This is a genomic window from Sphingomonas alpina (genome assembly GCF_014490665.1).
In the GTDB taxonomy this organism is placed as follows: Bacteria; Pseudomonadota; Alphaproteobacteria; order Sphingomonadales; family Sphingomonadaceae; genus Sphingomonas; species Sphingomonas alpina.
Genome location: NZ_CP061038.1, coordinates 2,786,590 through 2,798,757, shown reverse-complemented (window position 1 = coordinate 2,798,757; position 12,168 = coordinate 2,786,590). Strand labels below are relative to the sequence as shown.

At 64.2% G+C, this 12,168-nt stretch carries 11 protein-coding genes and 1 pseudogene; 5 read left to right on the top strand and 7 right to left on the bottom strand.

What is annotated here, in order from left to right; all coding sequences use genetic code 11:
- Positions 1 to 3: 3 nt before the first annotated feature.
- A complete protein-coding gene (locus H3Z74_RS12905) occupies positions 4 to 1,134 on the bottom strand; it encodes a radical SAM protein (protein ID WP_187760063.1) in 1,131 nt (376 codons plus the stop codon).
- A gap of 418 nt (positions 1,135 to 1,552) precedes the next feature.
- The gene (locus tag H3Z74_RS12900; protein ID WP_229726555.1) at positions 1,553 to 2,599 is read right to left on the bottom strand and encodes a glycosyltransferase family 2 protein; all 1,047 of its coding nucleotides are present in this window, start codon (positions 2,597 to 2,599) and stop codon (positions 1,553 to 1,555) included.
- Between the two features lie 144 nt (positions 2,600 to 2,743).
- On the opposite strand from H3Z74_RS12900, the gene H3Z74_RS12895 reads away from it, so the two are divergent.
- The 4 genes from H3Z74_RS12895 to arsC are packed head-to-tail and all read left to right on the top strand — an operon-like array spanning position 2,744 to position 5,008.
- Positions 2,744 to 3,163 carry an ArsI/CadI family heavy metal resistance metalloenzyme gene (locus tag H3Z74_RS12895; protein WP_187760061.1) on the top strand — a complete coding sequence of 140 codons (420 nt, stop codon included), beginning with the start codon at positions 2,744 to 2,746 and terminating at the stop codon, positions 3,161 to 3,163.
- A complete protein-coding gene (locus H3Z74_RS12890; RefSeq protein ID WP_187760060.1) occupies positions 3,163 to 3,510 on the top strand; it encodes an ArsR/SmtB family transcription factor in 348 nt (115 codons plus the stop codon). Before H3Z74_RS12895 ends, H3Z74_RS12890 begins: the two co-directional genes overlap by 1 nt.
- The gene (arsB, locus tag H3Z74_RS12885; protein WP_229726554.1) at positions 3,507 to 4,598 is read left to right on the top strand and encodes an ACR3 family arsenite efflux transporter; all 1,092 of its coding nucleotides are present in this window, start codon (positions 3,507 to 3,509) and stop codon (positions 4,596 to 4,598) included. Before H3Z74_RS12890 ends, arsB begins: the two co-directional genes overlap by 4 nt.
- Positions 4,595 to 5,008, top strand: coding sequence for an arsenate reductase (glutaredoxin) (arsC, locus tag H3Z74_RS12880; protein ID WP_187760059.1), 414 nt, complete (start codon positions 4,595 to 4,597; stop codon positions 5,006 to 5,008). The genes arsB and arsC overlap by 4 nt, the downstream gene beginning before the upstream one ends.
- 22 nt (positions 5,009 to 5,030) lie before the next feature.
- On the opposite strand, the gene H3Z74_RS12875 is transcribed toward arsC, so the two are convergent.
- Positions 5,031 to 5,867: an MOSC domain-containing protein gene (locus H3Z74_RS12875; protein ID WP_187760058.1), complete on the bottom strand. Its 837-nt coding sequence runs from the start codon at positions 5,865 to 5,867 to the stop codon at positions 5,031 to 5,033.
- A 398-nt stretch (positions 5,868 to 6,265) separates the two neighbouring features.
- Here H3Z74_RS12875 and H3Z74_RS12870 point away from each other — a divergent pair, with 398 nt between their 5' ends.
- A complete protein-coding gene (locus H3Z74_RS12870) occupies positions 6,266 to 6,892 on the top strand; it encodes a hypothetical protein (RefSeq protein WP_187760057.1) in 627 nt (208 codons plus the stop codon).
- A gap of 15 nt (positions 6,893 to 6,907) precedes the next feature.
- On the opposite strand, the gene H3Z74_RS12865 is transcribed toward H3Z74_RS12870, so the two are convergent.
- The 4 genes and pseudogenes from H3Z74_RS12865 to cysS all read right to left on the bottom strand — a co-directional run bounded on the left by H3Z74_RS12865 (position 6,908) and on the right by cysS (position 12,062).
- Positions 6,908 to 7,951, bottom strand: a complete 1,044-nt coding sequence (locus H3Z74_RS12865) for an alpha/beta hydrolase fold domain-containing protein (protein ID WP_187760056.1) — start codon at positions 7,949 to 7,951, stop codon at positions 6,908 to 6,910.
- A gap of 43 nt (positions 7,952 to 7,994) precedes the next feature.
- Positions 7,995 to 9,365 (bottom strand): class II 3-deoxy-7-phosphoheptulonate synthase, encoded by a 1,371-nt coding sequence (locus tag H3Z74_RS12860; RefSeq protein ID WP_187764303.1) that lies wholly within the window; start codon positions 9,363 to 9,365, stop codon positions 7,995 to 7,997.
- A 291-nt stretch (positions 9,366 to 9,656) separates the two neighbouring features.
- A complete protein-coding gene (locus H3Z74_RS12855; RefSeq protein ID WP_187760055.1) occupies positions 9,657 to 10,592 on the bottom strand; it encodes a D-2-hydroxyacid dehydrogenase in 936 nt (311 codons plus the stop codon).
- 38 nt (positions 10,593 to 10,630) lie between these two features.
- Positions 10,631 to 12,062, bottom strand: a pseudogene (gene cysS / locus H3Z74_RS12850) (cysteine--tRNA ligase).
- Positions 12,063 to 12,168: the final 106 nt, after the last annotated feature.

The window sequence follows — 12,168 nt, the reverse complement described above, 5'->3', positions numbered from 1 at the left end:
GGCTCAGCGCGCCATGAGGCGCTCCGCCGCCTCTTTCGAATATTTGCGGAATGAAGGCGCGTGCTTCTCGACGCGCGATGCAGCCTCGCAATGGCAATTGGGGCAGTTGAGCTGAAACGCGTCGCGCGCCGCCTCGTGATGCGGTTCCTTGTAGAGAATCTCGCTCAACCGCTTCTCATGCAGATTGCCGAGCGGGAAGGTGACGTAGCACAGCATCACCGAGCCATCGGCGCCGACCCAGAGCAATTTTCGCGCATCGCAGGGGATGCGCATCCCTTCCTGTTTCAGCGCCCAGTCGGCAAAGGCGGCGATCGCCGTGGCGGATTCGGTCAGCAGCTTGGGCCGCGCCATCTTCAGCCGGAGCAGATGGTCGATCACCGCATCGACCGCCGGCTTGTCTTCGGGCCGGAATTGCAGCTCGCGGTCCTCGCCTTCGTCGAAATAGGGCAGCGAGTAATGCACCACATCAATATGGACATTGCCCTGGAAGCGATCGGCAAAGGCGACCATTTCGTCGACCGCTTCGATCGTCGCGGAACGGCGGCTGAGCAGGAAGTTGAACTGGATGTCGAGCTCTTCCGGGCCGAACATCGCGCGGGTGTTGGTCAGGCTTTCGACCAGCCGCTCGAACCGGCCGGGGCGCTGGACATAATCGTCGAACGCGCCCTCCTGACCATAATAGCCGATCGTCACCTTGCGCAGCCCGGCGGCGTGCAGCGCGGCGATCTTCTTGTCGAGGATCAGCGCATTGGTGGTCATGTAGCAGCCGACATCGAGATCATTGGCGATCTGCACCATCTCGACCACGTTCGGGTGGAGCAGGGGTTCGCCGCCATAAAGGCGCACCGCGGGCACTTTCGCCGCAGCGGCATCCTCAAGCAGTCCGCGCACCGTCTCGAGCGGAAGCTGTGCGCCGGGCATGAAGTCGCGCCCATATTTGCAGCCCTTGCAGCGCAAATTGCAATGCGCGGTGATCGCGATGGTGATCTTCTCGGTCCGCGCCTTGATCAGCGACGGCCAGGTGCCGGCCATGGTGCTGAGCATGCGTTCGCTGGCGCGATAGCCGGCCTTCAGCGCAGGGGCGGAGACAGGCACGCTGCGGGCAAGCGAACGGGCGATGCTTTCGATGGTCATGCACAGATCTCGCAAGTAATGGGTTGCGTGCGGGATCGTGCCGCCAAGTCATTAAGAAAACGTGGGGCCGGTCGATTCTATCGAGAGTCGGTTTGCGAGGGCACAACGCCGCCCGCATGCCGCCGGCGCCGGTCATCCACCGCTGTTATTTGGAAAAAAGAAACGACCCCTGTTAAGTTGGATTGTGCATCCGGTTTATCGGTGTTTTTCCAATGTGTTGCGGTCGATTACCGCTGTTATGGATAACAGCGGTCAAATCCAACATAACAGGGGTCGCGCCACCCCTGTTATCGCCATAACAGCGGACGAATTCATCGTCTGATTCAGCATGAGAAAGAGCGTGGCGGAATACGCGATGGTGCTCCGTTCGCCGCCCCGCTGCCATGGGTCGCGCCCGGGTTGAATCGATATGGAAGCCCTAGCTCCATCGGCGCAATGTGCCGAGCCAGATGCGGGCAAGCGCCGGCGCACCCAGGCCGGACAGTCGCGCGCAGCCCGGCGCGCTCTGCGTTGCCGTGCGCCACGGCACACCCGCGCGCCGTGCCTCCGCCGCAAGCCGCCACCAGAGCCGTGCGGTGTGCCACGCGATGCGCCGTCGATCGGACCGACGCGGTGCGTGCTCGCGCAGGAAACGGGCGTGAAGCCGGTCGAGAGTATCGCCGAGCAGGGCAAGCGTCGCTGCATCGTCGACTGGCGCGGCACGCGCGGAGTGACGGACCATCGAGGTGGCGCGCGCCGCCGCCTCGTTTCCGAAGAGTGGGGCATAAGCTTCGGACAGCACCGCAATGGCGGTCGCGTCGGTGCGATCGGCAAAGCGCTTCGACACGCCGCCCGGATGCTCGCGATAGACCAGCAAATCGGCATCGATCCGCGCGATCGTGCCATGGGCGCGGATGCGGTGGTAGAAATCGAAATCCTCCGCGCCGTAGCGGTCGGGCCGGTTGAACGGATCGAGCGCGCGCGCCGCATCCGCGCGGATCATCACTGATGACCAGACCAGCGGATTGCGTAGCAGCAACAGCCAGTCGAGCAGCACGGGCGTGGACGTGCGCGGGCCGGGATGCGGGCGTTCCCTGCCGTGCTCGAGGATCGAGGCGTTGCTGGCGACCAGCACGGTGCCGGGGTGCGCATCGAGATAGGCGACCTGCTCGGCGAGCCGGCCCGGCCGGCACAGATCGTCATGGTCGAGTGCTGCGACATAGCGCCCCCGCGCCGCCGCGAACCCGCGATTGCGGGCAAGGACGGGACCTTCGTTGCAGTCCGGTTTCAGGATGCGGAGGCGGGGGTCGTCGATGCCGGCGAGCATGCTTGCGGTGGCGTCGGTCGAGGCATCGTCGATGACGATCAGCTCGAAATCTGTGAAGGTCTGGGCGAGCACGCTGTCGATCGCGGCGCGGGCGAAGTCGGGTGCGTTATAGGTCGGCATCAGGATGGAGACGGTGGGGGCGGATGGGGCGCGCGACATTTCCACCTAGCCTAGCCCGGTTGTGATCTCGGGAGCCAGTTCAAAGGACAATGCAGGCCGGGGCTGTCGGCGAGCCCAAAAACAGCTCTTGCCGAATCGATAATTCGAGAATATTCGAAATATCGAAACCAGGAGGCTCGAACCATGAAGCGTTTGCATATGCACGTCAGCGTTCCCGACATCGAACAGGCAGTCGCATTCTACAGCACCTTGTTCGACGCGCCGCCGTCCGTCGTGAAGGATGATTATGCGAAGTGGATGCTTGAAGATCCCCGCGTGAACCTTGCGATATCGGCGCGGGCCCGCGCCACCGGCGTCGATCATGTGGGCATTCAGGTCGATAGCGCCGATGAGCTGGCGGCGCTGGCCACGCGCCTGAAGGCGGCGGGCAATACGACGTTCGATCAGGAAGCGACGACCTGCTGCTATGCGAAGTCCGACAAGAGCTGGGTCACGGATACTGCCGGCGTTCGCTGGGAAACCTTTTTCACCATGGGCGATGCGACGTCCTATGGCGAAGACGAAGACATTCCCGATGCGGCGCCCAAGGCGGGGTGCTGCTGATGCTGCTGCCCCTGGCCGTCGAGGCCCTTTCCGCGCTTGCTCATGGGCACCGGCTCGCCGTGTTTCGACTGCTGGTCCGGGCGGGCGCCGAGGGGCTGCCGGCGGGTGAGATTGCGCGGGAAGTCGGGGTGTTGCCGAACACTCTGTCGACGCACCTGACCATTCTCGGTCATGCCGGGCTGGTCCATTCGCGTCGCGAAGGCCGTTCCGTCATCTATTCCGCAAATTATGACGGGATGCGTGACCTGCTCGGTTTCCTGGTCGCCGATTGCTGCGCCGGTCGTCCTGAAATCTGCGGCTCGCTGTTCGACCCGGCGGCGCGTTGCGATGCGGGCGCGAAGGCATGACGGTGGATGCCGTCAAGCCGGGGATGGCGATGTTCGAACGCTATCTTACGCTCTGGGTTCTGTTGTGTATCGTCGTCGGCATCACGGCCGGGCATTTGCTGCCCGCCTTGTTTGCGGCGGTCGGGGCAGCGGAGATTGCGAGCGTCAACATGCCGGTCGCCGTGCTGGTCTGGTTGATGATTATTCCCATGCTGCTGAAAATCGACTTCGGCGCGCTTGGTGCCGTACGCCGGCATTGGCGAGGCATGGGCGTCACATTGTTCGTCAATTGGGCGGTGAAGCCCTTTTCGATGGCGTTGCTGGGGACGATTTTCATCGGATGGCTGTTCGCGCCGCTGCTGCCGGCGGGACAGACGTCGTCCTATATTGCGGGGCTCATCCTGCTCGCGGCGGCGCCCTGTACCGCGATGGTCTTTATATGGTCGAACCTGTGCGACGGCGACCCGGCCTACACGCTGAGTCAGGTCGCGCTGAACGACGTGCTGATGGTGTTCCTGTTCGCGCCACTGGTCGGCCTGCTGCTGGGCGTCGCGGCGATCACCGTGCCATGGAACACGCTGCTGTTGTCGGTCGCGTTGTACATCATCGTGCCGGTCATCGTTGCCCAGATCCTGCGACGGGCGGTCATGGCGCAGGGCGGGCAGGGTGCGCTCGATCGGCTGTTGTCGCGGCTGGGACCGGTATCGCTGGTCGCGTTGCTGGCGACTTTGGTCCTGCTGTTCGGATTTCAGGGCGAACAGATTGTCGCGCAACCGCTGATCATCGCATTGCTGGCCGTTCCCATCCTGATCCAGGTCTATTTCAACGCCGGGCTGGCCTATGTCCTGAACCGCGCCGTGGGTGAGGCACATTGCGTCGCAGGACCATCGGCGCTGATCGGCGCCAGCAATTTCTTCGAGCTGGCGGTCGCGGCAGCGATCGGTTTGTTCGGCCTTCAATCCGGCGCGGCATTGGCAACGGTGGTCGGCGTCCTGATCGAGGTACCGGTCATGCTGTCGGTGGTCGCGATCGTGAACCGCTCCAGGGGCTGGTACGAACGGGGCAACGCCGTCGCCCGGTCTACTATCGCAACACGAGCCAGGCCATGACCGATTTCCCCATTACCATCTATCACAACCCCGATTGCGGCACGTCGCGCAACACGCTGGCGATGATCGAAGCCGCCGGCTACGCGCCCACGGTCATCGACTACCGTAATATGGGCTGGACGCGCCTGCAGCTTGAAGGGCTGTTCGCTGCAATGGACGCGGCGCCGCGAGATGTGCTGCGCGAAAAGGGGACACCCGCCGTGGCGCTGGGCTTGCTCGATTTATCGGTATCCGATGCGGCGATCATCGACGCGATGATCGAACATCCCGTCCTGGTGAACCGGCCTGTCGTCGTGACGCCGAAAGGAACGAAGCTGTGCCGTCCGTCGGAAGCGGTGCTTGAACTTCTGGACAAGACCCCGGCGGAATTCATCAAGGAAGACGGCGAAATCATTCGGTGTCGGCCCTGATCGGCCGAACCGGCAGTCCGCGTCATCCCAGATTGCTTTCGCCCTCTTCCAGCACCTCCACCGCATCCCCAACCGCGATCTCGCCCGGCGCATCGGCAATGGCGTTCTGCCCGAAGACGATGCCGCCCTTCGCCATCCGTCCCATCGCGCGGAGCGTGCTCAACGGGTCGTTCCCCTGCTCCTGTTCGCCGGTCAGCGGGTGCTGCGTGGTGATGACGCAGCGCGTACAGGGCTTGGCGATGCGCAGCGTGACGGCGCCGATGCGAATGCGGCGCCAGCGATCCTCCGCCCAGGCTTGGGTGCCGGCGATGACGATATTGGGCCGGAACCGGTCCATCCCGACCGGCACGGCCAGCTGAGCGTTCAGCGCCTCGAGCGATGCATGGGTGGTGACCAGGAAGGGAAAGCCGTCGGCCAGGCTGACATGGTCGTCGGCATGGGCGTAGCGCGGATCGGCGGGCCGAAGGGACATGTCGGGTTGATGGACGAGGCGTACCGGTTTGCCGAATGCCTCGGAAAGAAACGCCGCAGTGTCGGGCGGCGTGAGGCGTGCGGATATCGTGTCGCGCCAGACCTTGGTCTCGATCGTTGCCGCGTCATCGCCGGGCCGCTCGACGCGATGCGTGCCCAGATCGGGATGAGTGAGGATCAGCGCGTCGCCGTCGAGAGCGACATCGAACCGCGCCATATGCGGCGCTTCGCGCCGTGTCTGGAAGCGGCCAATGTGGTCGATCACCATCCAGCGCCGGTCACCGGCAATGCCGCGCGGTTCGACTGGCGCGCGATCGAGCGGATGGCCGCGCAGGCTTTTTACCGGATAGCGGAAGAGACCGACGATGCGCGGAGAAGGAGACGTCATGACCGGCGTCATAACAAAAGAGCGCGCGGCGTCCATGCCGGAGACGAGCGTTCTTCTGGCCTAAGCTCCCCTGTCGGGAACGACCCGACGGATATTCATGTATCTGATATAAAAAGGCTTATTTTATGCTCGCCGAAGCAATGGCCTGAGACGCGCGATGAGATATGTTACATCGCAGGTGTAACATATCTCCCGCCGTCCATCGCATCGGCCTCGTTTTCATAGCTTCGTCGGCAGCGATTCAACCATCACACAGGGTCAGGCACGCAGTCTTGCCGGACCTGACCCGGCGCGCTCTTTCTCAGTGTCGAAAACGGCCTTGCCATCGTGCCGCCAGCGCAGTGTAACGCGCCGACGATCCGGGAGACTTGGGCTGCGTTGCGCTGTACGCGCGAACCATGAGCCTTTTTTCAAGCCTGCCGCCGCCGTGGAATCTGGTGCTCAGCATCGCGGCCATGACAATTTCCTGCGCATTGGTCCTGGACGCAGGCTGGATGCACGATCTCGTTCGCGGCAGGGACCGGCCTGTCCGGCCCGCGCAGTTCGGCTTGGTCGCGAGCAAATTTACGGAGATGAGCGCCGCGCGGCGCGCGGCCTATCTTGCGATTGTCGTGTTCGGCGTAGCGCCGATGATGATGATCGGGCCGATGGGGGTGCGATCGGCGGTTTCCGGCACGGCATTGCTGCTGCTGGTCGCCGGGGTGGGGGCGGGAGTGTTGCTGCTCTTCTGGGCAGAGCGGAGGGGGCATGCGCGGGTCGCGACATTGCTTGCGTCGCTGCTTTTGGCGGCCGTGCTTGTGCCCTATATTCTGGCAGGATCAAGCGGCCTGCGGCGCTACCTGATCGTGGTCGGCCTGTTGCTGGCGATCCTGGGGCTGCTCTATCTCAGCATGCGGCTGCACGACCTGATCCTGGGATACCGGCCGCGAACGCGGATCGGCGCGATGGTGCGGCTGGTCGCGGACTATCTTGGCGCATTGGCCGTGATGGTCGGCACGTTCTGGTTCTACCTGCCATCTCACTGACAGGGCCGCCGGGCGCTATCTTGCGCGAGCGAGATGCGCGTCGAAAAATGCGGCGGCCCGCGCCACTGCGAGACGGGATTCCGGCGAATGCGACGCGAGCGTCTGGAAGACGTGTGGCATGCCTTCGTAAATATCGAGCACCGCCTCATGGCCGCCCGAGCGGATCGCCTGATAGTGCCGCACGAAATTGCTCAGGAAGATCTCGCGCGTGCCGCCCTGGATCAACGTCGGCGGAAAGGCCTTCGAATAATCGCCATAGACGGGCGAGACATAGGGGTTCTTCTGGTCGGCCGGTGCCGCATAGGCATCCGCGCTCCAGGAAAGCGACTCGGTGTTGAGCGACGGATCGGCGGCGGCCAGGCTGGTATAGGTGTCGCCGGTGGCAGTGATGTCCGACCAGGGCGAGAGAAGCAGCAGTGCGCCAGGCAGCGGCAGCCCCTGATCGCGCATCTTCAGCACCGATCCGGCGACCAGGCCGCCACCGGCTGAATCACCGAACATGCCGATCGTTGCCGGCTTCGCGCCGGCGGCGATGAGCGCCTTCCAGACGGCCAGCACCTGATCGGTGGCGGTTCGCCAATTGCCCTGCGGCGCAACGGTGTAATCGATCGAGATCACTTCGCGGCCGGCGGCGGCGGCAAGGAGTGCGCCGGTCAGCCGCGACGATTTTGCCGAGAAGGAGACATAACCGCCGCCGTGGACGTAGATCAGTGGCGCAGTACCCGCCTTATAGCTGGCCGGCCGCAACCGGAGGACCGGGATATCACCGATACGATCGGGGGTTTCGGTGATGTTCAGTGGCTTGACGGTTGCGGCGACGAACGGTTCGATCATCGTCTCGAGCCGGTCGTAGGACGCTTTCCAGTCCGCCGGGCTATTGGGTCTGGTCTCCGCCTTGCCCCCTCGCCAGAGCCCGAAAATCATTTTCAGCTCCGCCGCTGCTTCCGGCGAAACGGTGCTGGGGAGGGTGAAGCGAGGGTCAGGCTGGGCTGGTGTCGATTGCGCCAAGCAGGCTGTCGCCGCGCCAAAGGTCAACAATGCGGCGACGAAAACCTTCATATAACGTTCCTCCCGGTTCCAGCCGACCGTCGGTTGCCTGGCCTCAGGCGGCTGCTCGCCGCCGCTCCGCCATTTCGACATTGAGCATTTCGGCCAGCAGAAAGGCAAGCTCCAGGCTCTGTCCGGCGTTGAGCCGCGGGTCGCAATGCGTGTGATAGCGATCGGCCAGCGACTGTTCCGTCACATCGACCGCGCCGCCGGTGCATTCGGTGACGTTCTGGCCGGTCATTTCAGCATGGATGCCGCCGGCGATCGAGCCCTCTGCGCGATGTACGGCAAAGAAGCCGCGTACCTCGGCAAGGATACGCTCGAACGGTCGGGTCTTGTAGCCATTGGCGGCCTTGATCACATTGCCGTGCATCGGATCGCAGCTCCACACCACCGGATGGCCTTCGCGCAGCACTGCGCGGACCAGCTTGGGCAGGCCGGCCTCGATCTTGTCATGGCCGTAGCGCGTGATCAGCGTCATGCGGCCGGGGATGCGCGCCGGATTGAGCGTGTCGAGCAGGCGCAACAGCGCGTCAGGCTCGAGGGTGGGCCCGCACTTCATGCCGATCGGATTGCCGATGCCGCGCAGATATTCGACATGAGCGCTGCCCTCGAAGCGGGTGCGATCGCCGATCCACAGCATGTGTGCGCTGGTGTCGTACCAGTCGCCGGTGAGCGAATCCTGCCGCGTCAGCGCCTGTTCGTAGCGCAGTAGCAGCGCTTCATGGCTGGTATAGAATTGCGTCTGGCTCAGCTGCGGCACGGTCTCCGGGCTGATCCCGCACGCTTCCATGAAGTCGAGCGCCTCGCCGATACGGTCGGCGACGTCGGAATATTTCTTCGCCCATGGGCTGCGGCCCATATAGTCGTGCGTCCAGCGATGCACCTGATGCAGGTTTGCATAGCCGCCGGTCGCGAAGGCGCGCAGCAGGTTGAGCGTCGCGGCCGACTGCGAATAGGCTCGGATCATGCGCTGCGGGTCGGGCTGGCGCCCGGCCGCGGTGAAGTCGATATCGTTGACGATGTCGCCGCGATAGGCGGGCAGTTCCACATCGCCCTGGATCTCGGTATCGGCGGAGCGCGGCTTGGCGAACTGGCCAGCCATGCGACCGAGCTTCACTACCGGCAGCTTCGACGCATAGGTCAGCACCACAGCCATCTGCAGCAGCACGCGGAACGTGTCGCGGATGTTGTTCGCGCTATGCTCGGCGAAGCTTTCGGCGCAATCGCCGCCCTGCAGCAGGAACGCCTTGCCCTCGGCAACTTTGGCCAGGTCGGCGGTCAGGTTGCGCGCTTCGCCAGCGAAGACCAGCGGCGGGAATTTCTCCAGCGCATCGGTCGCGGCATCGAGTGCGATGGGATCGGCATAGGTCGGAAGCTGTCGCGCCTCGGCCTTGGTCCAGCTGTCGGGGGCCCAGGTGCTCATGTCATTCTCCGTGCGTATCGCGATGTACCAGTCGGCATGGGTGGCGATGCCGTTCGCGGCGATCTGGTTGACGACCGGGCCGCTGGCGCGCTTGCCATCCTCTTCCCAGCCTTGAACTGTACTGCCCGGCGCACTGTACCATGCGCCGAACGCCGCCCGGGTGAGCGCGCGTTCCTCGCGGAAGCGTTTGATCTTGAGGCCGGCCATCGTCGTCATGGCGCGGCTATTACCCAGTTGGGGTAATGTGGGCAAGAAGCATTTTCCCCGTCGGGGTAAATTACTGAACCTCAGTCAGTAGCCCGCGGCGAGGTCCACGACATTGTCCATCGGGCGGCCGGCCATGAAGGCGTCGAGATTCTTGAGGAACAGGGTGCCGGCGCGCTGGAACATCTTGGTCTGGCTACGGCCCGACAAATGCATGGTATGGATCGCGTTGGGCGCATTCCAGAGCGGATGGTCGGCCGGCAGCGGCTCGGGGGTGACGGTGTCGAGGAATGCGCCGGCGATGCGACGCGCGGTCAGCGCTTCGATCAACGCGTCCTGATCGACCATGTCGCCGCGTGCGATGTTGATCAGCCAGGCGCTGCGCTTCATCGCGGCCAGTTCGCCGGCGCCGAACATCGCCTTGGTTTCACCGGTCGAGGGCGCGGCGAGGATTACCCAGTCATAGTCGCCGAGTCCGGCGCGCCAGGTCTCCGGGGTCAGCGTCCCGTCGCGGCCCGATCGGGTGACGCCGGTCACGGTCACGCCGAACGCTTCGAGCCGGTCGCCGATCAGCTTGCCGATCGCGCCATAGCCGATGATCAGCGCGGTCGTGTCGAGCAGTTCGACCTGGCCGGGCGCGACGATGGTCCATTCGTGGCGGTCGGCGAGCCGGACGACCTCGTCGAAGCGCTTGGCTGCGGCGAGCACGCCCATCACCGCATATTCGGCCACCGCGATAGCATTGATGCCGGTGCCGTTGGTGACGATGACTCCGCGCTCCCTGAGCAGGTCGAGCGGAAAGGCGTCGAGGCCGGCGAAGATGGTCGAAAGCCATTTGAGCCGTGTGCCGAGTGCCGCGACCTCGCCCGAATGGCCCGAGCGCTGCATATCGACCCAGGCGATATCGGCATCGAGCACCATCTGTTCGGCATCCTCACGCGAGGTGAACCAGGCGACATCGAGGCCGGCGGGCAAATGCGGTTCGAGCAAAGGGCGGGCGAGGGCGGGGAGAACGGCTTTCATGGAGGTGCCATATCAGGTCCTCCCCGGAACGGGGAGGATCAGTTTAGTTTCCAGTCCCAACCCAACGGGTCGCCGTCCATCACTTCAACGCCGGAGGCAGCAAGCTCGTCGCGGATCGCGTCGGAGCGGGCGAAATCCTTGTCGGCGCGGGCCTGTTTGCGATCGGCGAGACGGGCGTCGATGTCTTCCGCGGTCAATGTCGCGGATGCCGGACGGACGCGCAGATCGGCGCGGGTGAGAGTGGTGAGTTCGAGCCCGAGCACCGCGTCGAACGCGGCCAGTGCAGCAAGGCGATCGGTGGCGGGGATATGCTTATCGGCGATCATCTCCTCCAGCACAGGCAGTGCGCGGGGCGTAGAGAGGTCGTCGGACACCGCTTCGTCGAGGCGCGCGAGATAGGTGGCCGCGCTGTTCGCGGTGCCGACCGCATCCGTGCGCAGGCGCTCGATCGCCTGGACGAGGCGCTTGAGGCGCGTCGCGGCGGCGGCGAGATTGTCCCAGGTGAATTCCAGTTCGCTGCGATACTGCGCCTGCAGGCAGAGCAGGCGGTAGGCGAGTGGGTGGTACCCGGCATCGACCAGCACCTGCAGCTTGAGGAACTCGCCGGTCGACTTCGACATCTTGCCGCCGCGATCTACCAGGAAATTGTTGTGCATCCAGATGCGCGCGCCGCTGTCGCCGCACGAGCAGAATGCCTGGTTCTGCGCGATCTCGTTGGGGTGGTGGATCTCGCGGTGATCGATGCCGCCGGTATGGATGTCGAACGGATGGCCGAGATGCTGGTGGCTCATCACCGAGCATTCGAGATGCCAGCCCGGCGCGCCTTTGCCCCAGGGCGAGTCCCATTCCATCTGACGCTGCTCGCCCTCGGGCGATTTGCGCCAGATCGCGAAGTCCTGCGGATGACGCTTGCCGGACACCGGATCGATGCGGCTTTCGCCCCCATTTTCATCGGCGCCCGATACGGTACGAGCGAGGCGACCATAGTCGGGCACGCTGGTCGAATCGAAATACAGGCCGGACTCGATCTCGTAGCAATGCTCGGGCGCGATCTTCTCGGCGAAGTCGATCATCTGCGCGATATGATCGGTTGCGACGGTCCATTCGGCCGGGGGCACGATATTGAGGCGCGAGACGTCGTGCTTGAACGCGTCAGTGTAGTGCGCGGCGATCTCCCAGATCGATTTGGCCTGGGCCGCGGCGGCCTTTTTCCATCTTGTCGTCGCCGGCATCGGCATCCGAGGTCAGGTGTCCGACATCGGTGATGTTGATGATGTGCTTGGTCGGCCAGCCCTTCCAGCGCAGCACCCGGCCAAGCGTGTCGGCGAACAGGAAAGCGCGCATATTGCCGATATGCTGATAATTATAGACGGTCGGGCCGCAAGTGTAGACGCGAACCAGTGACGGATCGATCGGCTCGAACGTTTCGAGCGAGCGGGTGAGGCTGTTATAGAGGGTCAAGGCGGTCATCGCCCTCCCTTAGCGGCGCTCGCCCTATCTCGCAAAGGGGCCCCGGCCGGGGTATCCAGCCGGGGCGGCGACAGGGAAGCGCCGCGCCGTCAAACCGCCAAGACTA